At 49.5% G+C, this 22,075-nt stretch carries 19 protein-coding genes and 1 riboswitch; of the genes, 15 read left to right on the top strand and 4 right to left on the bottom strand.

Going from position 1 to position 22,075, the window contains the following annotated elements:
* Positions 1-5: 5 nt before the first annotated feature.
* From ACFYU8_RS16940 to ACFYU8_RS16920, 5 genes are read left to right on the top strand one after another with little or no spacing between them, the layout of a single operon-like run.
* Entirely contained in the window at positions 6-1,535 is a 1,530-nt protein-coding gene (locus ACFYU8_RS16940) for an ABC transporter ATP-binding protein (protein ID WP_390300985.1), read from the top strand.
* Positions 1,510-2,580 carry an ABC transporter permease gene (locus tag ACFYU8_RS16935; protein WP_390300983.1) on the top strand — a complete coding sequence of 357 codons (1,071 nt, stop codon included), beginning with the start codon at positions 1,510-1,512 and terminating at the stop codon, positions 2,578-2,580. Before ACFYU8_RS16940 ends, ACFYU8_RS16935 begins: the two co-directional genes overlap by 26 nt.
* Entirely contained in the window at positions 2,567-3,481 is a 915-nt protein-coding gene (locus ACFYU8_RS16930; RefSeq protein WP_390300981.1) for an ABC transporter permease, read from the top strand. Before ACFYU8_RS16935 ends, ACFYU8_RS16930 begins: the two co-directional genes overlap by 14 nt.
* A 43-nt stretch (positions 3,482-3,524) precedes the next feature.
* Complete coding sequence (locus ACFYU8_RS16925; RefSeq protein ID WP_390300979.1) at positions 3,525-4,202, top strand: sulfite oxidase-like oxidoreductase; 678 nt, start codon at positions 3,525-3,527, stop codon at positions 4,200-4,202.
* Position 4,203: 1 nt separating this feature from the next.
* Positions 4,204-4,926, top strand: coding sequence for a nucleoside phosphorylase (locus ACFYU8_RS16920; protein WP_390300977.1), 723 nt, complete (start codon positions 4,204-4,206; stop codon positions 4,924-4,926).
* A 317-nt stretch (positions 4,927-5,243) separates the two neighbouring features.
* Here the strand turns inward: ACFYU8_RS16920 and ACFYU8_RS16915 are convergent, their stop codons facing one another.
* Positions 5,244-5,570, bottom strand: a complete 327-nt coding sequence (locus ACFYU8_RS16915; RefSeq protein WP_390300975.1) for an ArsR/SmtB family transcription factor — start codon at positions 5,568-5,570, stop codon at positions 5,244-5,246.
* A 24-nt stretch (positions 5,571-5,594) separates the two neighbouring features.
* Positions 5,595-7,319 carry a SulP family inorganic anion transporter gene (locus ACFYU8_RS16910; RefSeq protein ID WP_390300973.1) on the bottom strand — a complete coding sequence of 575 codons (1,725 nt, stop codon included), beginning with the start codon at positions 7,317-7,319 and terminating at the stop codon, positions 5,595-5,597.
* A 304-nt stretch (positions 7,320-7,623) separates the two neighbouring features.
* On the opposite strand from ACFYU8_RS16910, the gene ACFYU8_RS16905 reads away from it, so the two are divergent.
* From ACFYU8_RS16905 to ACFYU8_RS16875, 7 genes are read left to right on the top strand one after another with little or no spacing between them, the layout of a single operon-like run.
* Positions 7,624-8,223: a glycerol-3-phosphate responsive antiterminator gene (locus tag ACFYU8_RS16905; RefSeq protein WP_390300971.1), complete on the top strand. Its 600-nt coding sequence runs from the start codon at positions 7,624-7,626 to the stop codon at positions 8,221-8,223.
* A complete protein-coding gene (locus tag ACFYU8_RS16900; protein ID WP_390300969.1) occupies positions 8,201-8,863 on the top strand; it encodes an HAD family hydrolase in 663 nt (220 codons plus the stop codon). Before ACFYU8_RS16905 ends, ACFYU8_RS16900 begins: the two co-directional genes overlap by 23 nt.
* 6 nt (positions 8,864-8,869) lie before the next feature.
* Positions 8,870-9,937 (top strand): ABC transporter ATP-binding protein, encoded by a 1,068-nt coding sequence (locus ACFYU8_RS16895; protein ID WP_390300967.1) that lies wholly within the window; start codon positions 8,870-8,872, stop codon positions 9,935-9,937.
* Entirely contained in the window at positions 9,937-10,893 is a 957-nt protein-coding gene (locus ACFYU8_RS16890) for a carbohydrate ABC transporter permease (RefSeq protein ID WP_390300965.1), read from the top strand. The genes ACFYU8_RS16895 and ACFYU8_RS16890 overlap by 1 nt, the downstream gene beginning before the upstream one ends.
* Before the next feature lie 26 nt (positions 10,894-10,919).
* Positions 10,920-11,747, top strand: a complete 828-nt coding sequence (locus ACFYU8_RS16885; RefSeq protein WP_007720517.1) for a carbohydrate ABC transporter permease — start codon at positions 10,920-10,922, stop codon at positions 11,745-11,747.
* Positions 11,748-11,777: 30 nt separating this feature from the next.
* The gene (locus ACFYU8_RS16880) at positions 11,778-13,106 is read left to right on the top strand and encodes an ABC transporter substrate-binding protein (protein WP_390300963.1); all 1,329 of its coding nucleotides are present in this window, start codon (positions 11,778-11,780) and stop codon (positions 13,104-13,106) included.
* A 30-nt stretch (positions 13,107-13,136) separates the two neighbouring features.
* Complete coding sequence (locus ACFYU8_RS16875) at positions 13,137-13,856, top strand: glycerophosphodiester phosphodiesterase (protein WP_390300961.1); 720 nt, start codon at positions 13,137-13,139, stop codon at positions 13,854-13,856.
* A 55-nt stretch (positions 13,857-13,911) separates the two neighbouring features.
* Here the strand turns inward: ACFYU8_RS16875 and ACFYU8_RS16870 are convergent, their stop codons facing one another.
* Both ACFYU8_RS16870 and ggt read right to left on the bottom strand, forming a co-directional pair.
* Complete coding sequence (locus ACFYU8_RS16870; RefSeq protein WP_390300959.1) at positions 13,912-15,900, bottom strand: methyl-accepting chemotaxis protein; 1,989 nt, start codon at positions 15,898-15,900, stop codon at positions 13,912-13,914.
* 79 nt (positions 15,901-15,979) lie between these two features.
* On the bottom strand, positions 15,980-17,698 hold the full coding sequence (gene ggt / locus ACFYU8_RS16865) for a gamma-glutamyltransferase (protein WP_390300957.1): 1,719 nt from the start codon (positions 17,696-17,698) through the stop codon (positions 15,980-15,982).
* Between the two features lie 182 nt (positions 17,699-17,880).
* Positions 17,881-17,969: riboswitch (cyclic di-GMP riboswitch) on the bottom strand.
* Positions 17,970-18,248: 279 nt separating this feature from the next.
* Between ggt and ACFYU8_RS16860 the strand changes: the two genes are divergently transcribed.
* The 3 genes from ACFYU8_RS16860 to ACFYU8_RS16850 all read left to right on the top strand — a co-directional run bounded on the left by ACFYU8_RS16860 (position 18,249) and on the right by ACFYU8_RS16850 (position 22,069).
* Positions 18,249-18,866 carry an SET domain-containing protein gene (locus ACFYU8_RS16860; RefSeq protein WP_390300955.1) on the top strand — a complete coding sequence of 206 codons (618 nt, stop codon included), beginning with the start codon at positions 18,249-18,251 and terminating at the stop codon, positions 18,864-18,866.
* A 79-nt stretch (positions 18,867-18,945) separates the two neighbouring features.
* Positions 18,946-20,613, top strand: a complete 1,668-nt coding sequence (locus tag ACFYU8_RS16855; protein ID WP_390300953.1) for a glutamine--tRNA ligase/YqeY domain fusion protein — start codon at positions 18,946-18,948, stop codon at positions 20,611-20,613.
* A gap of 121 nt (positions 20,614-20,734) precedes the next feature.
* Entirely contained in the window at positions 20,735-22,069 is a 1,335-nt protein-coding gene (locus tag ACFYU8_RS16850; protein ID WP_390300951.1) for an APC family permease, read from the top strand.
* Positions 22,070-22,075: the final 6 nt, after the last annotated feature.

Here is a 22,075-nt window from a genome sequence, read left to right as displayed (position 1 = left end):
TGGGAATGACCGATCGCTTGGAAATGAGGGCCATGACCAAGAAGTACGGAGATTTTACCGCCAACGACAAGGTGTCGTTCTCACTGGCAGCAGGAGAAGTCCACGCGATTGTCGGGGAAAATGGAGCGGGCAAAACGACACTGATGCGGATGCTGTACGGGATGGAGCAGCCGACGTCGGGAGAGATCGTGTTAAATGGCAAGCCAGTCGTTTTTCGCGGACCAGAGGACGCGATTCGAAATGGAATCGGGATGGTTCACCAGCACTTTATGCTCTTCGGAGAATTCAGTGTGACTGAAAATATCGTGATCGGCTACGAGCCGAAGCAAGCGGGTTTTTTCAAAAGAAATGACGCGAATGACAAGGTGCGGGCGCTTAGTGAGCAGTATCGCATTCCGATTCATCCGCAGGCCAAGGTAGCGAGTTGCTCGATTGGGGAACAGCAACGGGTCGAAATTCTTAAGGTCCTGTATCAGGGAGCGGATATTATCGTGCTGGACGAGCCGACCGCTGTCCTTACCCCGTTGGAGGTACGCGACTTGCTGCAAACGATTCGAAACCTGGCGGAGAGTGGCAAGAGCGTCATTTTGATTACGCATAAGTTACAGGAGGTCATGGAGGTAGCAGATCGTATTACGGTGCTGCGCGGAGGCAAGGTGACGGGAACTGTTTCTCGGGACGAGACGAACGCGGACGATTTGGCACGACTGATGGTCGGCCGTGAATTGCAGGAGCTTTCTGAGCGTATCCCTCTGGAACCTCTACCGCTCTTGCAGGTGGAAAATCTCACGGTTCGAGAAAAGCAGACGCTACTCGATCAAGTCAGCTTTACCGTGCACCACGGGGAAATCGTAGGGATCGCCGGTGTTTCCGGGAATGGTCAATCCGAGCTGTTGCAAGCGATTAGCGGCTTGCGGGCAGCGCAGGAGGGCACGGTGCGGTTAGGCGGCAAGGACGTGACGAACAAATCAGTAACCACCATTCGGGATGCTGGCTTGGCGCATATTCCGGAGGATCGCTACCTGTGGGGGACGGCCAAACTCTCAAGCGTCGAGGAGAATGCGTTGATGGGCTATCAGCGGAAGCCTGCTTACAACCGCCGCGGCGTCGTTTTGCGGGAGAAATTCCGCCAAGTCGTAAAAGGCTGGGTTGATCAGTTTGCCATCAAGACAGGCTCCCGGCAATTGCAGGAGCTGGCGGGGAATCTGTCAGGAGGAAACTTGCAAAAGCTGATCGTCGCAAGGGAGCTGGGACATGAAACCCCGTTTTTAATTGCGGCTGAGCCTACACGAGGGGTGGATATCGGTGCCATGGAGTACATCCATCAGGCGCTGATCGAAAAACGCAATCAGGGAGACGGGATCTTGCTAGTCTCCTCCGAGTTGTCCGAAATTCTCGCCTTGTCTGACAGGATTTTGGTCATGTATAAAGGGCGAATCGCTGGAGAGCTTTCACGCCTGGAGGCAACCGAAGAAAAAATCAGCGTGATCATGGCGGGAGGAAGCATTCATGGCAGCAATCAAAGAGCTATCTAAGTCATTGGTTCAGCCGTTCTTGGCTGTCGTCATCGGTTTGTTGACCGGGGCGCTGGTCATTGCCGCAGTTGGCGAATCAATCTTGGGCACCTATCAGGAAATGTGGAAAGGCGCCTTTGGCAGTTTTTATTTCTTTACGTCTACATTAGCGAGAGCCACGCCTATCATGCTAATTGCCTTGGGTCTTTCCCTCGCATTTCGGGCAGGGGTATTCAACCTGGGGGCGGAAGGGCAAATGGTGCTAGGTGCCGTCAGTGCTGCGTTAGTCGCGATCTACTTGCCAGCACCAGGAATGATCAAAATTGTGGCGGGTATTTTCACAGGAATGGCAGTCGGCGGGATTTGGGCGTTGTTACCAGGCTTTATGGAAGCCCGTTTTCGTATTCCGTTGCTCATCTCTACGTTGCTCTTCAACTATATCTCCGTTTTGTTTGCGAGCTATCTCGTGACAGAGCCATTCCGGGATCGCTCGGGTTCTGCGGCACTGGCACAGACCGCCATGCTGGAGAAAAGCGCTTGGCTTCCGAAGCTGTTTGCTGGGATGAGCGTGCACACAGGGTTTTTGTTTGCGATCGTTGCAGCACTGCTGTTGTTCTGGGTACTTCGCTTTACTCCTTTTGGCTATGAAGTGAAGATGCTGGGTCAAAACTCGCTGTTCGCTCAATACGGAGGAATTAATCGGACCCGGGTGATGCTGACCGGGATGTTTGCCAGTGGTGGACTGGCTGGGCTGGCGGGAACCGTCGAGGTAATGGGGGCGCACTATCGCTTTGTTGACGGTGCCCTGACTGTACCAGGGTTTGCCTGGACGGGCCTGATGGCAGCTCTGCTTGCGAACTCGCACCCGCTTGGCATCATTGTGACTTCAATCCTGCTTGCTGCTTTTCAGACAGGAGCTATGGGTGTGGAGCGCAATACGGACGTGCCGCTGGAGCTGGCAAGTGTTATACAAGCCGTACTGATTTTGTTCATCTCTGCCAAGTTCAGCTACGACTGGTGGAAAAAGCGGAAGGCAAAAGGAGGGGAATCGCATGGAGCTCTTTGATTGGTCCCTCCTCAGTTCTACCATTCGGATGGTCACGCCGATCTTGTTGGCAGCTTTGGGTGGAGCGCTCTGCACACGTGTCGGAATTTTTAATGTTGGCCTGGAAGGATTGGTACTGGTGGGTGCCTTTTCCGCGATTGTCGGCAATCATTTTACCGGGAATCTCTTTCTGGCTGTTTTGATTGCAGCGCTGGTCAGCATTGTCTTTTCTCTCTTATTCGCCTACATGACGATCAAGCTTAGGGCGAATGAAATCGTCGTCGGTGTGGCGATTAACTTTCTCGCGTTGGGGTTAACGACATTTGCACTGCGGGCGATCTTCGGTGTCAAAGGGGCGTTTTACGATAAGGATATGGTTGGCTTGCCGACAGTCGAGATTCCGATCATTCACGATATCCCTGTCGTCGGGAGCATTGTTTCTGGTCATTCGCCGCTCGTGTATTTTGCGTTTTTGGCCGCCATTCTGCTGTATGTGTTCTTTTATCGGACGGTTACGGGCTTCCGCGTCCTTGCAGTGGGTCTCAATCCGGTTGCAGCACGTAGTATTGGTCTGAAAGTGACGGGACTTCAGGTGCTGGCGATTGTGATGAGTGGCGCATTGTGCGGGATTGCAGGGGCACAGCTTTCACTGGGGCAAGTCACGATGTTTACAGAAGGGATGACGGCTGGTCGGGGCTTTATCGCATTGGTAGCGATGATGATGGGGCAGTCGCATCCACTCGGAATTTTGGCTTCGAGCTTTTTGTTCGGGTTGATGGATGCCCTTAGTATTCGTTTGCAGGGCTTTTCGCTTCCGACGCAATTTACAGCCATGCTGCCATACGTGCTGACGATTGCGGCGATGTTCTTCTTGAAGAACAAGAGTCAGATCGGCAGTAACAATCAGCAGAGCACCCGCTAAATCATGAAGATAGTCAGACAGCGAAGACAGGGGGAAATGCGAGATGAACAACAAGGCAGATCGGATCAAAAGAATGAAAGTACCCGCCCCAGTGGGACCGGGACTCGCCAGACGACTTCCGCCCGGACAAATCCTGACAGAGCGCTTTCCCATTTTGCATGAGGGAGACGTGCCGGTGTATGACATGAATGACATGAGTGACTGGACACTGCGCGTTTTCGGAGAGGTAGACCGGGAAGTGACGCTCACCTACGAAGAGATCATGGCGATGCCACAGGTGACAATGACGAGCGATATTCACTGCGTGACGCGCTGGTCCCGTTTTGACAATGCGTTTACAGGCGTGCGTTTTCGTGATTTTCTACAGGCGATTGGCGTGACTCCGCGAGCGAGTTTCGTCATGCTGCACGGTGACCACGACTATACCGCCAATGTGCCGCTCGCTGATCTGGAGCGTGATGATGTGTTGCTGGCTCACTCCTTTGATGGAGAGCGACTGACGGACAAGCACGGCTGGCCGCTTCGCTTGGTCGTTCCTCATCTGTATTTCTGGAAAAGCGTGAAGTGGCTCAGAGGAATTGAATTTATGACGGAAAACAAGCCCGGCTTCTGGGAGCAAAATGGTTTTCACTTGATCGCAGACCCGTTCCGTGAAGAGCGGTTCTCCGGTGAAGCGTTGCCGATACCAGAGGATGAGTGGGAGAAAAAGGAGTTCGATTGAGATGTTGACGAATCTAAAGGTAGATCCAGAACAATTGCCAAAGCGCGTCATCGTATGCGGTGATCCAAAGCGCGCAGCCTTGATTGCTTCGAAACTCGACGATCAGCGTCAAATCGGGGAAAACCGTGAGTATCACAGCTATGCGGGTACTTGGAAAGGCGTCGAGGTAGCGGTAGTGAGCCATGGTGTAGGCGCACCGGGAGCAGCCGTATGCTTTGAGGAGCTGGCGAAGGGCGGCGTTCAGGCCATCATTCGCGTAGGAACTGCCGGGTCATACCAAAAAGAAATCGAGACAGGCAGCCTCGTCATCAGCTCGGCAGCGGTTCGCCAAGACGGCTTGACCAGCCAATTGGTTCCGGAAGGATTTCCGGCTGTTGCCAATCGTCATGTCGTAGACGCACTTGTACAAGCAGCGGGAGCAAACGCATCAGACTTGAAGGTATTCGAAGGAATCACGCTGACACTCGATGTATTTTACAGTGGGGTGCTGGAGTTCCCGCACAAGCAGTACCAAAAAGCTGGCGTTTTGGCAGTCGAGATGGAAAACACCGCCCTGTTCGTGATTGCGGCACTTCGCGGTATGAAAGCAGGCTCTATTTTGGCGATTGACGGGTATGCAGATGCAGACCTGCTCGAATCGTATAACCCCCACACCGATGTGATGGCAAAAGCCATTGAAGCGGAAGCACTGATCGCATTGGATGCGGTTATTGCGGTTTCCTAGTAAAAATAGGTAAGCCCAGGACGATTACAGGTCCTGGGCTTTTTTGTAGTTTTAAAAGGCATCGATGAACCAATAAAGCTGGTGAGAAGAAAAAGCACAGAGCTCGTAGACCTTGACAACGCCTACCCAGTCGGAACTTCAAAAAGCGGACCCGCTTGTCGAACACTTCTTCCTTGAGAAACTTCCGCCGGTAGGGTGGCTTTGGCTCGACGGTCCCCTTTTTGAAATGGAGACGAGCAGTCAATCACCCATGCTAGCGTGTCAGAGTCGAAGAGAACTGTGCTTTTTCTTCTCCTCCACTATGTTGACTCAAGCGATCATTCCTCGTTAAAACGATCCAGCATAGAGATTGTATCAATCAGGTGATTGTTAAAAATTTGTCTGGCTACACTCAATAGCTCGATGATCATCTGATCACGCAGCGAGTAGGTGACTTTGTTTCCGTCCTTCGTTCCGTATACGATATTGTTGTTCCGCAAAATAGCGAGCTGTTGGGAAACAGCGGAGCCTTCACTCCCGATTAGTGTCTGAAGCTCGTTTACATTCTTATCTCCTTCCGCCAGCAGCTCCAGAATCCGAATCCGCAGGGGATGTCCCAACGCCTTGAAGAAATTCGCTTTAAATTGCTGTAGTTCCAAATTCAATGATAGGTTCCTCCGATCGTAACATCATGTGGAAGTTTCAGTAGGAGCGGACAGGCGCGCGCATTCCCGGAAGGCAAAATGCTTGCATCCGAGGCACTTCCCAGTGTCCAGTAGACTGAGGGCATACGCGATCGCGTCTCCAGTATGAGTAAAAAAGTGAGCTTCGCCTACAAGGCCATATAGCCCCGTACGCTGCAAAATTTTCTTGGGGCCAGATTGGATTCCTGAAATAAGGACTGTTGTCCCTTGGTCCATACATTGTTTCACAATCCGGGACAAGTTCGCTTCCCCGGTCATGTCCATCAGGGGGACTTTTCCCATCCGCAGTAGCAATACCTTTGGATGTCGCTGAAGGGTTTGCATGAGGGAGCTTTCAAATAAGTCGGCATCCCCGAAAAACAGCGGACCTTCAATCGTGTAGATGCTGATTTGCGGGCAATCGTGCCCCTCTGTAACCATATGCGGCATGACCTTGTCGTTCTTGGAAGAGGGATCAGGCAGCACCTGAGCTACTCGCAAGCTATCGCGCGTTCGTTTGACAAACAACAGGATAGACAGCACCAATCCCACTTCAATGGCGACGGTTAAATTGGTGAAAACGGTCAAAAGGAAGGTGAGCACCAGCACAAGAGAATCACTCGTCTTCGCTTTTAGCATGTGGGCAAATTCCTTGCGCTCACTCATATTCCAGGCAACTAACATCAAGATCGGCGCCATACTCGCCAGCGGAATATGCGAGGCGTAAGGGGCGAACAGAACGAGGATGAGCAAAACGACAAGACCATGAATGATGCCAGACATGGGGGAGGTTGCCCCGGTTCGAATGTTGGTGGCTGTTCTCGCAATCGCGCCAGTAGCAGGTATTCCCCCAAATAACGGGGTCACGATGTTAGCAATTCCTTGGCCGATTAATTCCCGGTTGCTGTTGTGGCGACTGCGTGTCATCCCATCGGCGACGACAGCTGACAATAAAGACTCTATCGCTCCTAGTATAGCAATGATCAGGGCAGGACTCAGTAACTTTTGGACGCGTTCCCATGTGATTTCAGGGAATTGAAAGCCGGGTAATGTACTCGGTATCTCACCAAAGGTAGAGCCAATCGTCGCTACCTTTCCTTCCAAAAAGAGGACGGAAATGACACTAGAGACTACGAGTCCGACGAGAGAGGCCGGTATGCTTCGGAAAAATCGGGGAGTCACTAAAATAAGGGCGAGACTTAAAATAGCGATGGCTACGCTGTATAGATTAATCGTGTTTAGGTGAAGGAGAATTTCCCCCATGCTGGACAAAAAATCCTCGTGTCGTTGCAGCTGCTCCAGGCCGAGAAAGTTGGCAATTTGACCGGAGAAAATGATAACTGCAATCCCCGAAGTGAATCCAATGATGACGGGGCGCGGAATGAATTTGATCAGCCCTCCGAGCCGTAGAACCCCCATGAAGACAAGGAGAATTCCTGCCATGAATCCAGCGAGGAGCAAGTCTGCATAGCCGTATTGCATGACGATTGCAAATAATATCGGGATAAAAGCGCCCGTAGGTCCCCCGATTTGATAGCGGGAACCGCCAAAGAGAGAAATCAATATTCCGGCGATAATGGTTGTGTAAATCCCGTACTCAGGCTTTACTCCGGAGGCGATAGCAAATGCCATGCCCAACGGTATCGCGATAATGCCGACGATTAAGCCTGATACACAGTCTTTTCGAAAGGAAACGAGATCGTAGCCTTCGAATCTTGGTGCCCACTTCATGATTGCAACCCTTCTTTACACATTTTCGTATTTTCGAATATTTGATTATTTGAATATAGATGGATCATACATCCGCTATTCCGTTCCGTCAATTCCATCCTTACATGATCTTTTCCGTTTATTAACATTTGCTTCAAGATTCCTTAATGCTCGTACAGTACCATTCAAAGTAACAAGTGAACACATCCCTTCGGTTGGAGCCATGGAGAAACCCCCGACAGCCTTTCCAAGCACTTTCATCGAGAGTTCTTTGGCATTGTCATGTCGCAGGGTTTTTTGTCTTGGGCAAAGGAGGCTTAAGCGAGTGAACCAGGAACAGTTTCATGCAAAATTGGCACAGTACAAGCTGATCGCTTCCGTAAAAGAAGCGAAGTACCTGGAAAAAGCGGCAGAGGCAGACTTGGGTGCTGCGGTACTCTCGATCGGCAACATTGGTGTGATCAAAGGCTACGTGGATTATTTCAAGTCAAAGAATATCCCTGTATTTCTTCATTTGGAGCGGATTGGCGGAATCAGCCATGACCGGGAAGGCATCGCATTTCTGGCGCATTACGTCAAGCCAGACGGGATCGTTACTACGCGCAACACACTGGTCAAGCTGGCGAAAAAGCAAGGACTGCTGACCATTCAGCGATTGTTTTTGGTCGATAGCGACTCGATTAAAACAGGCCTAACCTCCCTACAGGATACACAGCCTGACGCCGTCGAGCTGATGCCAGCTTTGCTGCCAGAGTTTATCGAAGAATTTCGAAGTGTGATCGATATCCCGATCATTTCTGGCGGGCTGCTTCGCAAGCGGGAACAGATGGAGGAAGTATTGCAGCATGGAGCGACAGCTGTTTCAGTCGGAAGTCCCCTGTTGTGGAAGGAGTGTATGAACCGTGATTCAAGCATTGTTATTTGACTTGGACGGAACCTTGCTGGACAGTCGGGATGCGGTCGTGGATGCCGTTGCTTTTACGGCTGAGCAGTACGCACCGGGACATTTTAGCAGGGAAGAACTGCTCGCGCGTTTTGGCGAATCGTTTGATGATTTTTTGGCGGCTGTGGCCAACGCAGCAGGCGTTCCTGACAAAAAGGAAGTGCTGCAAAGATATTTCGCCTACGTCCGGGAGCATCATGAAGATCATGTCAGATTGTTTCCGTTTGTTCGCGAAGGGTTGGAGAAACTCAAGGCGACAGGGTATCAGCTCGCGATCGTCACGAACAAGCAACGGGAGTTTACATTGGCTGGTCTGGAGATGGCAGGGATTGAGCATCTGTTTGAGGCAATCGTCACTGTCGATGATGTATCACGGGGCAAGCCGTCGGCTGAGCCTGTACAAAAAGCGCTGGGGGCGCTAGGCAAACGCCCCGAGCAAGCCATGATGATCGGTGACAGTCGCTATGATGTACTGGCTGCTGTAGGAGCGGGTGTGCAATCTGTCGTGCTGGAGTGGTACGGACAAGAGAACTGGCTCTACGCTTCTCCGGATTACCGCTACGCCGATTTCGAGACATTTGTAATGGAATTGCTGGCCGCAAAGGCACAAGGAGGGAAATAACAACAGATGGCACGTGTGGTATTGGAGCAGGTAACGAAAACCTTTCAGAATCAAAGCGTGGTCAAAGGATTGGATTTGGTCATTCCAGACGGCTCCTTTACGGTTCTGGTAGGTCCGTCCGGCTGTGGGAAATCAACCACACTCAGGATGATCGCTGGCTTGGAAACAGTGACGGACGGTAAAATCATGATCGGTGACCAAACGGTGAACCAGTTGCCACCTGGCAAGCGTGATATTGCGATGGTATTTCAAAATTACGCCCTCTACCCAACCATGAACGTGTACGACAATATCGCCTATGGCTTGAGAAACCGTGGAACGTCGAAAAAGGAATGTCAGGTGCTGGTAGAGGAGATCGCAGAAATCGTCGGCTTATCCGATTATCTCAAACGCAAGCCGTCTCAGCTCTCTGGTGGTCAACGGCAGCGTGTCGCACTTGCTAGGGCCATGGTGAAAAAGCCAAAGGTATTTCTGATGGACGAACCGCTCTCCAATCTCGATGCGAAGCTGCGAAATCAGATGCGCGTGGAATTGACCAGCCTGCACAAGCAACTCGGCAGCACCTTCATCTACGTCACACATGATCAGGTAGAAGCGATGACCATGGGCGATCAGATTGTTGTCATGAATGACGGTCACATTATGCAAGTAGCAGCCCCGATGGACTTGTATCAGGAGCCGGAAAATCTGTTTGTCGCCCAATTTATCGGTTCTCCGGCGATGAACATTGTCTCAGCGGAGGGCAGGAGTGAGCATGTATGGGGATTCCGCCCGGAAAAAGCAGTGTTGCTGCCTGCTGCTGTCTCTGCTATCACGAATGAAGAGATGTGGAACGCACGAGGTCAGGTCGTATCCAGGGAAATTCTCGGCTCAGACATGCTCCTTCATGTAGAGACAGAAAAAGGCAGGGTCATCGTCAAAGCGGACTCAGAGGTAGCGATGCAGGTCGGCTCCTCGGTCACGGTCACTGTGCCGTGGGAGTACATATATGTGTTCGAAAAGGGTAGCGGAAAACGAGTGGGTCGCATAAGTGGACGAGAGCCTGTATCGACACGTGCAGGAGGGGATAGCTGATGCGAAAAGCGGCAACTGTACAGGAGTTGCCGGGTATAAGCCAGTCGCAAACAGAAGTGCGTTCGTCGGCATTTGCATGGTCTGCCCTCGCGTCCCGGCTGCGTCCGTACTTGTATCTGGCACCCGCATTGATTTGCTTTGTCTTGTTCTTCTTTTACCCGATTGGTTCGATCATTTATTTGAGCTTTCAGGACTGGTCATTGATCAATCTGGAGCAAATGGAATGGGTAGGTTTGCAAAACTATCAGGACTTGATGCAGGACGGAGATTTTCATCAAGTATTGGGAAATACCGCGGTCTTTACCTTCGCGACAGTAGGGATCGGCCTGACGCTATCCTTCCTGCTCGCACTATGGCTGAACAAAAAGGCAAAGGTGTACGGCATTATTCAGGCGACTGTCTTCAGTCCGCATATCATTTCACTGGTATCTGTCTCGATGTTGTGGATGTGGCTGATGGACCCGCAGTTTGGCCTCTTGAACGCAGCGTTGGAAGCGGTCGGATTGCCTGCCTATACATGGCTGACTGACCCGAAAAGCTCCTTGCTGTCACTGATTATCGTCAGCATTTGGAAAGGTGTCGGCTATAACACGCTCATTTTCATCGCAGGACTGCAAAGTATTCCGGGCGATATATACGAGGCAGCGGCGCTCGATCAATCGCCGTGGTGGCGGACGCTGAGGCGCATTACCATTCCGATGCTGTCGCCGACGATTTTCTTTTTGCTCATTATTAATACGATCTCATCCTTTCAAGCGTTTGACACGATCGCCATTATGACGCAGGGTGGCCCCATCAATAGTACGAACATGCTTGTCTACTACATTTACGAGCAAGGTATGGACTTCTACAATGGCGGGATTGCTTCGGCTGCCTCTGTCATTTTGCTGATCTTGGTAGCGATTTTAACAGCTTTGCATTTTCTAGTGATGTCCAAGCGCGTGCATTATCGTTGATGAACTCGTGAGAAAGGAGGAGAAGCATGTATCGAGTGGTTTTGGCTTCACGCAAGACTGTGGAATGGATTGGACTTTTGATCGTGGCTTTCCTGTTTGTCTTCCCGTTTCTGTGGATGGCCTCGACGGCTTTCAAAACGATGCCAGAGGTCCGGCAATTTCCCCCGACGCTATTGCCTGAGACGTGGGAGTGGAGCAACTTCGCCCAAGCGTGGGAATCAGGTCCGTTCCTTATGTATACGTGGAACAGCATTCTGGTTGCGGTAGGGATTTTGATCCTGCAATTTTTGACGGCGGTGCCCGCGGCTTACGCTTTTGCCCGCTACAAGTTTCCCGGTCGCAATCTGTTGTTTGGTCTTGTCTTGATTGTCTTGATGATTCCTGGACAAGTCATCTTTTTGCCGATTTACGTGCAATTGAGTGGCTGGGGACTCGTCAACACGCTGTGGTCGCTTATTCTACCGTACGCAGCCAGTGCTTTCGGAATCTTCCTGCTGCGGCAAGCATTCATGCAGGTTCCCGATGAAGTGATCGAGGCAGCACGTCTGGATAACGCGTCCGAATGGAAGATCATGTGGACGATCATGGTCCCGATGGCAAAACCTGTGCTGGTCACTTTCGGACTATTCAGCTTTATTTACCACTGGAACGACTATTTCTGGCCGTTGATTATGACCAACAGCGACGAGGTGCGCACTTTGCCGATTGGAATATCCAGCTTGCACATGTCCGACGGCGGAACCTTGTGGAACGTGATGATGGCGGGCAACATGATCCTCATTCTACCGATTCTCGTGATTTTCTTCGTGGCACAACGGCATATTATCAAAGCGTTTATCTACCAATCCAAATAAAAAAGATAGCTTTAGGGAGGAAATCAAACCATGTTTTTAATGAAAAAGACTGGAACGATTCTATGTGCATTGACTATCGGTTTGTCAGGAGTATTGGCTGGATGCGGATCATCTGGAAAAGAACAGTCTGCTAATACAGGCAACACTTCTCAGCCTGCAACGTCTACAGCATCCAGCGGTCCTGTCGAAATTGATTTCTGGTATGCGTTGGGTGGCGTTCGTGGGAAAACCATCGAGGATATGGTCAAAAAATTCAATGAAACACATAAAGATATTATCGTCAAACCAGCCTACCAAGGCGCGTATCAAGAGAACCACTCCAAAGTACTGGCATCTGTAGCAGCGGGCAACAATCCTGATGTCACGATGGTCGAGATCGCTTCGATCGCGGCATTTGCTGATGCAAAGGTTTTGGAAGATTTGACCCCCTACTCGCAAGGGGATGAAAAGAAGTACATTCCGGGTCTCATGAAAAACTCTTATTGGAATGACAAACTGTATGCAGTGCCATTTAACCGCTCCACTCCACTCTTGTACATCAACCGCGATATGTTAAAAGAAGCAGGACTTGATTCAAACGGTCCGAAAACATGGGATGAGCTCGTTAGCTTCTCGCAAAAGCTGAGCAAAAAAGAAGGGGACAAAATTACTCGTTATGGCTTCTCGACACCTGTTGATATCTGGTTCTACGAAGCGCTTGTTTTCCAAGGCGGGGGCAACCTCTTGAGCGAGAACGGCAAGGAGCTGACCATCAATAACGAAGCAGGAAAAGCACCGCTTGAGCTCTGGTCCAAAATGGTGAAGGAAGGCATTATGAAAAACCCTCCAGGTGAGAACTACAACGCGTGGGATGTCGCGGAGCAAGACTTCTTGAATCAAAAAGTGGGCATGATTTTTACCTCGACAGGTTCCTTGACGGAATTGAAGAAAAATGCCAAATTTGACATGGGTGCAGCCTTTTTGCCAGCCAATAAAACATTTGGTACGCCAACGGGCGGTGCGAATCTCGTGATGCTGGCGAAGTCGACCGATGCGGAGAAAAAAGCGGCGTGGGAATTCATGAAGTGGATGACCGATACTGAGCAAACGGTTCCTTGGTCGATCGCTTCCGGTTATATGCCTGTCACAACAGAAGCAATCGATTCGGCTGAAATGAAGGCGTTCTATGAAAAAGATCCAAACTTCAAGGTCGCGGTAGATCAGCTGCAATACGGCTACCCTCGTCCAATGGCTCCAGGCTACAAAGAATTGCAGGATGTGATTCAAAAAGAACTCCAGCGTGCTATGCTTGGCCAAGCGACTGTAGATGAAGCGATGCAAGCGGCGACGGAAAAAGGCAGCAAGCTTTTGAAAAAATAACAGAATCGAAACGATAGAGGAGCTGGCGACATGAACATTTGTATGGCACATCGCGGGTGGTCAGGCAAAGCCCCGGAGAATACAATGACAGCGATTCGACTGGCTTTGGCAGAGCCAGCTATCAAAGGAATGGAAATTGATGTACAGCTGACGCGTGACGGTGTTCCGGTGCTGATTCATGACTTTACGCTGGAACGCACGACCAATGGCCGCGGTCTGGTCATGGATCATACCTTGGCAGAGCTGCGTGAGCTGGATGCAGGGAGCTGGTTTGGCGACAAGTTTGCTGGCGAGCGAATCCCTACACTGGAGGAAGTGCTGATCGCAGTAAAAGGTCGTTGCACGCTAAATATCGAGTTGAAAGCAACAAGTGACATGTATCCTGGTATCGCAGAAAAGGTGCTCGCGCTTGTAGAAAAGCATGGAATGAAGCAAGAGGTGTACCTGACTTCATTTGACCACGATTTGATCCGTCACGTTCGCACGCTCGATCAAGAAGTGCAGACAGGCCTGATTGTATATGGCCGTCCTGTACTCATGCTGGAACAGATGGAGGCAGCAGGTGCGACGATTCTCTCCATGGGCTATCCGTTCCTGACTCGTGAGCTAACTGTAGCCGCGATCGAAAAAGGCTTCAAAGTCATCGTGTGGACTTTGGATGATCCGAAGCATATCCGCGAAGTCATTTCGTGGCATCCCCAGGTTCAAATTTGCACCAACCATCCTGACCGGATGTGGGAGTTTGTATAAGTGAAAGCAGGAAAGAGCCGCCAGGCAACATGCCGGGCGGCTTTCTTTGTTTGGACTATATCTTGAATTTGCTTACATGAGATTGCAGTTCTTCGGCTATTCTTGCCAAAGAAGTAGCTGATGAACTGACTTCTTCCATAGCTGCCAGCTGTTCTTCTGTGGCGGCCGACACGCTTTGTGTTCCGTCAGCAGAATTCTCCGCTACGTCTTCAATGACACTGACCAATTCTACCACCTGTTTGGTGCCAAAAGACATTTGCTCAGAATAAGCTTTTACTTCTTGAATTTGGCTTGCCACCTGCGTGACAGCATCTTGAATCTGTTCGAAGGACTTGCCTGCATTGTTAACGACCGTAAGTCCAGTGGCGACCTCTTTGGTGCCCTGTTCCATCGAAAGAACAGCCTGGTTTGATTCGAGCTGAATCGTCGTAATCAACAGTTTGATCTGTTGCGCGGATTGCGCGGACTGCTCAGCCAATTTGCGCACTTCGTCTGCCACAACGGCGAATCCGCGCCCCTGTTCACCAGCTCTCGCCGCTTCAATAGCTGCGTTAAGCGCTAACAGATTTGTTTGTTCAGCTATGGCGGTGATGACTTGTACGATTTGTCCGATTTCCTGCGAGCTGTTTCCTAATCGTTTGACGATATCGGCAATGTTACCGACAGTGTTCTCGATCGATTGCATCTGGTTGATAACGACCTGAAGGGCCTGATTGCCTTCCACTGCAATTTGGGAAGCGCCCAAAGCCGATTCGGCGGATTGCTGTGCATTCGTGGCAACCTGCTGAGCCCCTGTCGATACGCCTTGAATTGCCGTGACACTTTCCTCTACACTCTTCACTTGCTTTTCCGCACCGTAAGCTACTTCCTGAATCGTTATTGCGATTTGCTCGGTAGCTTTGCTCGTATGGTCGGCGTTGACCGACAATTCCTCTGCTGCAGAAGCAAGATCTGAAGCTGAATCATTTACTTGTTGAATAATCGTTCGCAGGTTGAGCACCATTGTGTTTACTGATTGGGATAGCTGTCCAACCTCATCCTTGGTTCGAATTTGCAAGGGTTGTACAGTCAGTTCACCCTCGGAAATGCGGTTAGCCACAGAGGCAACTGCCGCAATAGGGCGTGAGATTTGCCGAGAAACAGCGTATGCGATTGCGATCACGACAGCAACAACAACGATGACAATGATCGTAACCATGGTGGTAACGGATGAAACCGCAGACGTTATGGATTCGACAGGGATATGCAGATACAAGCCAAAGTTGGTCTTAGGAATGGGGGAGTAGGTGACAACGTATTCCTTGCCATTGTCCGAGTAGCTGTATGAGCCCTTTTCCGTTTTTCCTGATTTAAGGATTTCTATTAATGGTTGCGGCAGAGCGGATTCCTCAAGCGGTTTTCCGATCAGATCCTGGGTAGGATGGTACTGAATCTGGTCCTTGTTATCAACGAGAATCGGATAACCATCATTGCCTACTTTCAAATTCTTGAGAAATGTAGCTGTGAAGTCATCTACATTGACGAGCCCGGTCAAGACACCAAGTTTCTCATTGTTTTTCGCTTTTACAGGGGAAGCGACGATGATAGAGCGATTGCCAGTTGTCTTCGCAACAAGGACATCGGAGAAGCTGGGCTTGTCCTGCATACCGTCTTTGAAGAATTGGCGCTCGCCAAGATTGATTCCAACGCTTTTGGGGAACGTATCAGCCGTTACTTTTCCATCGCTTGCGATAAACGTATTTCCGTCATACAGTTTCATTTCCTCGGTAAACTTGCGGATGAATTCATTTTTTGCCGCTGCATCATCGGATTGAATATCCGAGGTACGGGCTAAAATTTGAATTTCTGTCATACGCCGGTCCAGATATTGATCCATAGCTATGGCTGTACTGGAAGTAAGGTCAACATAGGATGATTTTTGTTTATCAATCAGAATGGATGAAAAGCTACTCGTGATAAACAACGAAACGGCAGCAAGTGGAATGACGGCCACGACGAGAAACCAAAGGATCATTTTGTTCCTGAGTTTGTTGAACAAAAACATAGGGTTTTTCCGCTCCTAATCCGTGATTGAATATAATAAAGGTAGACTGCTGAGATTAACTCAGCAGTCTGACAAAATATCAATATCCCATTGCTGCGCCTTCACCGCGAGGGTCAGCACCGCCAAATTTTACATTGGTTTGTGGGTCAATCAGGATTGCGCCGGATTGTCCCATCGTATCGGTATAGGCTGCTTCCAGCTTTTCGACTGGATGCCCACGTTTAATTAACTCGTCCAGGACTTCTTGAGGGATGCGGCTTTCCACCTTGAGATTGTTGGAAGCAGATCCCCAGTTGCGTCCATGCAGCCATCTTGGCGCTTCGATTGCGTCTTGCACGCTGAAACCAAAGTCGATGATACGCGTGACGAGAGCGGCTTGCGTTTGCGGCTGTCCTTCTCCCCCTTGTGTTCCGTAGAGAAGATAAGGCTTGTCCCTTTTAAAGAGCATAGCTGGGTTAATTGTGTGGAAGGTGCGTTTTCCTGGTTCCAAGTGATTGATGTGTTTGGAATCCAAAGAGAAATAGCTTCCGCGGTTTTGTAAAAGGACGCCCGTATCTTTCGCTACGATGCCGGAACCCCAGTCAAAATAGTGACTCTGAATGATGGACACTGCATTTCCATCTTTGTCGACGATCCCGAACCAGGTTGTATCGCCTTTTGGATCAAGCGGTTCTACGGATTTGGCGGCTTGCTTCATATCAATGCGCGCAGCTAAATCTTTCCCGTGCTGCTTGGACAACAGCTCATCCACAGGGATATCCACAAAGGCAGGGTCAGTCAGCCATTTGTCGCGGTCAGCAAAAGCCTGTTTGGTAGCTTCCACAATCGTGTGATAGTAATCGGGTGTTCCTTCACCCATGCTCTTGAGGTCAAAGTTATTCAAAACATTAAGAATAGAGAGTGATGCCATGCCTTGGGAGTTAGGCGGAACGTTGTACGCTTTATAACCGCGGTAGTCTACCGAAATTGGATCTGCCCAAGTGGAGGTGTGCTTCTCAAAATCTTTCAACGTGAGTAATCCGCCGTTGGCTTGCATGTCTGCTACGATTTTTTTAGCAACTTCTCCTTTATAAAAACCGTCAGCGCCTTTTTTTGCAATGATTCGCAAAGTATTGGCAAGATTCTTTTGTTTGAGGATTTCGCCTGCTGCATAGGGATCGCCGTTGGGCTTCAGGAATGTTTTACGGAATCCATCAAAACGTTGAAGATTCTTCAAGTCATTGTCAGTTGGATCTGTGGCGTATTTCGTCCAATATACTTGGTTGGGGGAGACTGGATATCCGTTCTCGGCGTATCCAATGGCAGGCTCCAGCAGTCTGTTCCATTGAAGCTTACTGTTGCCCATGCTTTTATGGGCGTAGTTGTACGCCTCCCACCAGCCGGAGACGACACCAGGGACAGTGTTTGCCGATTCATAACCGCGGGACGGGATTTTTTCGTAGCCTTTGTTTTTGTAATAGTCGATGGTTGCCTTTTCGCCTGCGCGACCACTGCCGTTCAGCGCCTTCAGCTCTTTTGTTTTGGCATTGTAGATGAGCCAGAAGTTATCTCCGCCAATGGTTGTGTAATGAGGATAGACGACAGCTAATGTGGAAGCGGCTGTAATAGCAGCATCTACTGCATTTCCACCGTCTTCCAATGTCTTCAGGGCCGCAGCCGTAGCCAGATAGTGAGGAGTCGTCACCATTGCGTTCGGTGACATCGATGTTGGACGGTTTGCAGCTTGTGCCCCAGAGAATGTTGATAACCCGAAGACAGCAGTCAGCGCGACGGTCGAGAGTTTCTTCCAGAATGACATTCCTATGAAACCTCCTTCATGATGAATAGAATAATGATTTCATTAAACCGGCTATCCGCTGTTGCCCCACCTCCTTTAAAAGTTAAAAATACACAAACATACAAAAATAGACAAAAATAGACATAATGAGCGCAAAAAAAGACCAATGATATAGGATCATTGGTCTCGTCCTACATCAATACTTCGGTAGCTGGCAAGCGTGTCCGCTGTTCCGGAGGTAGCCCCTGTAGCTTTGCGTCGCCGGATTTCCCCGGGTATGCCGTTTCGATATCAATGGATGAAGTAGTAAATTGACACATATACTGATTTGATCGTCGTGGGAAAATGTTCCTAATAAAACTCCGTTTGCCAATAATATAGACTATTTAACATTTGGGGTAAATAAGAAAAATTATTTTCATCCAGAAAATAAGTGTTGAAGATGGCTCCAATGTGAAAAAGGGGCTTGAAAAATGGAGTGTGGATTGTCATAGTTTCACACACCTCCTGGGGCTGAACTGCTTATGATAGTAAAAAGGCATTGTAATTGCCAAGGAGTGAAACATCAGCCATGATGCATCCCGATACAGAATTGCGCTATAGGAACGCTCAGATCGGGTACGGTGTGTTTGCGACAAAGCTGATTCCCAAAGGAACCATTGTATGGGCACAAGACGATCTGGATCAGGTATTGGACCCGGCATTTGTGGAAAGACTTGACTCATTACGAAAACAGGACGTACAAAAATATTCATTCAAGAACCAGTTCGGAAAGTACATTCTTTGTTGGGATAAGGCAAGGTACGTGAACCACAGCTTTCACGCGAATTGTGTGCCTACCATGTATGATCTGGAATTGGCTGCACGGGATATTTTGCCGGGTGAAGAGCTGACTGATGATTATGGGACGTTGAATCTGGATGAACCTTTTGATTGTTTGCCAGAGTCCGACACGGATCGCTCTAGGGTGATGCCTGATGATTTGCTTCGATATTATCCACAGTGGGATCGAATTGCAGTGGAAGCATTCCAACGTTTCAATCATGTTGAACAGCCCTTGCTGCATCTGATTTCCCCAAAGCATCTCGCAACGATTCGAGGGATCACGGAGCAGCGCTTAGCGGTTGATTCTGTCATTCATCTGTATTGCAGGCCACAATGGCAAACGAGGCAGCAATGGAAGACGTGAGCGGGTCGGTCAACGACCCGATTTTGTTGAACTCTGGGTAGAGAATCAGTATTATGGAATGTAAAGGTGAAGTGAAAGGTTGATTTCATTGGAAAACAAGGTAGCGGCATCCAATTTTATCCGCAATATCATGATTGATGACTTGCAAGAGGGCAAAGTAAAGGAAATCATTACCCGCTTTCCCCCAGAACCGAACGGGTATCTTCATATTGGACATGCGAAAGCGATTTGCCTCAACTTTGAGTTGGCACAGGAATTTTCCGGAAAGGCCAACCTGCGTTTTGACGATACCAACCCGGTGAAGGAAGACATCGAATACGTAGAAGCAATCAAGCGGGACGTTCAATGGCTTGGCTTTAAATGGGACGGGTTGTTTTTTGCATCTGATTACTTTGAAGAGATGTACAACCGTGCAGTGCTGTTGATTAAAAAAGGTCTGGCTTACGTAGACGATCTGTCTGCAGAAGACATGCGTAAAATGCGTGGAACATGGACAGAGCCAGGCACAGATAGTCCGTTCCGCAACCGATCTGTGGAGGAAAACCTGGATCTGTTTGCACGGATGCGCCAAGGGGAATTCAAGGACGGGGAAAAGGTGCTGCGTGCGAAAATCGATATGGCCTCTCAGAACTTCAACATGCGTGATCCGGTTCTGTATCGAATCTCCCATGCAACCCATCACAATACGGGCGACAAATGGTGCATCTATCCGATGTACGACTTCGCTCATCCGTTGGAGGATGCCATTGAGGGCGTGACACACTCCTTGTGCTCACTGGAGTTCGAAGATCATCGCCCACTGTACGACTGGGTAGTCCGCGAGTGCGAAATGGAGAGTGTACCACGCCAGTACGAATTCGCCCGCTTGAACCTGACCAATACCGTTATGAGTAAACGCAAGCTGAAACAGCTCGTCGATGAGAATGTAGTAGACGGCTGGGATGACCCGCGCATGCCAACCATCGCAGGCTTCCGTCGTCGCGGCTATACACCGGAAGCGATTCGTACATTCGCTCGTGAAGTAGGGGTAGCGCGCGCCAACAGCACCGTTGACGAGAAAATGCTGGAGTATTTCATTCGCGAGGACCTGAAGTTGAAGGCACCACGTACGATGGCTGTTTTGAATCCGTTGAAGGTCGTCATCACGAACTATCCGGAAGGACAAGTCGAGATGCTTGATGCGGAAATCAATCCAGAGAACCCAGAAATGGGCAACCGCCTAATTCCGTTCTCCCGCGAAATCTACATCGAGCAGGACGACTTCATGGAAAACCCTCCGAGCAAGTATTTCCGCTTGTTCCCGGGAAATGAAGTGCGTCTGAAGCACGCGTATTTCATCAAATGCAATGACGTCGTGAAGGATGCGGACGGCAACGTGATCGAGCTGCACTGCACATATGATGTTGAGACCAAGAGCGGCAGCGGTTTTACAGGTCGCAAGGTAAAAGGTACGATTCACTGGGTGGATGCGACTAATGCGGTTCCTGCTGAATTCCGATTGTACGAGCCATTGATTATGGATGATGAAGATGCGGAGGGTACTTTCCTCGACAACATTAACCCGAATTCGTTGGAAGTCGTGCAAGGATATGTGGAGCCAAATATGAAAGAAACCAAACCACAAGACAAGTATCAATTTTTCCGTCATGGTTATTTCAATGTCGATCCGAAGCATACGACAGATGATAAGCTCGTATTCAACCGGATTGTATCGTTGAAGAGCTCCTTTGAACTGCCAAAAGCATAGGGAATACTCATATAAATCAAGCGCTGCTGTGCATGGAGAACCCGTGTGCAGCAGTGCTTTTTTCTTTCGTGATTATAAATCAGCGTGTATAATTATTCTGTTACATAAAGGGGGACAGGCAGTGAACGGGAGAGCAGAACTAACACGTAGTTTGAAGTTGCGGCATATTGTCGTAATTGGACTGGGCTACATGGCCCCGATGGCCGTTTTTGACACCTTTGGCATTGTTTCTGGAGAAACGGGGGGGCACGTTCCTGCTGCTTATGCAGTCACACTTCTTGCGATCCTGTTTACGGCGGCAAGCTACGGAAAGATGGTACGGCTATTCCCCTCAGCAGGAACCGCGTATACGTATACGCAGCAAACGATTCATCCCTATGCAGGATTTTTGGTAGGGTGGGCGTCCTTGCTGGATTATTTGTTTTTACCGATGATTAACGCCTTGTTGACGGGGGTATACCTATCGTCTGTGTTTCCTGACGTGTCGACGGCGTGGTGGATTATTGGCTTCATTGTTTTGGTGACGGGGTTAAACGTATTTCGCGTAACGGTGACAGCATCCGTCAACTCGTTTCTGGTGCTTTTTCAAGTCGTGGTCGTCGTGTTGTTTGCGGGATTGGCAATCCGTGGTCTTATGCAAGGCGATGGGCTTGGGCAAGTATTTAATCTTCGTCCATTTGTGTCACCGGACCTGTCTGTAATTGCACTCCTTTCCGGTGCGTCGATTCTTTGCTTTTCCTTCCTTGGCTTTGATGCAGTAACCACGTTAACAGAGGAAACCGTCGATGCGAAAAAGACAATTCCTCGCGGGATCATGCTCGTGGCAATCGCAGGGGGAGCGTTATTTATTACGGCCTCTTATTTCATGCAATCATTATTTCCTGATGTTTCGGTATTGTCTGATCCAGAAGCGGCCTCTGCGGAGATTGCATTGTTTATCGGAGGGACGATTTTTCAATTGGTGTTTTTGGCGGCAGCTTTGTCTTCGACGTTGGCATCCGGGCTCGTATCTGTCACGAGCGTGACGCGCTTGTTGTACGCAATGGGACGGGATGGATTTTTGCCTCGACGCTGGTTTGGTTATGTACATCCGAAGCTGAAAACACCTTTGCTTAACGTCTTGCTGGTCGGAGCATTGATGCTGTTCGCTTTGTATATGGATTTGATAACGGCAACTTCCTTTATTAACTTCGGTGCGCTGATCGCCTTTAGCTTTGTGAACATCAGCGTGATGGCTTACTATTTCCGCAAACAAAAGAACAAGCATATCAAGGATTGGTGGGGCTTCGTGTTGTCTCCACTTATCGGGACGACGTTCATCGCCTTTCTGTGGGTCAACCTCGAAACAACGTCCATGATGCTGGGCTTGCTATGGAGCTTTATCGGACTGATTTATTTGTTGTATTTGGTGAAAATCAAGAAAAGCAATTTGAAAATGATGAAGTTTGAGGAGTAACATGTG

Origin of the sequence: Brevibacillus sp. NPDC003359 (genome assembly GCF_042878995.1) — a bacterium.
Taxonomy (GTDB): domain Bacteria; phylum Bacillota; class Bacilli; order Brevibacillales; family Brevibacillaceae; genus Brevibacillus.
This window is presented reverse-complemented; position numbering and strand designations above follow the sequence as displayed.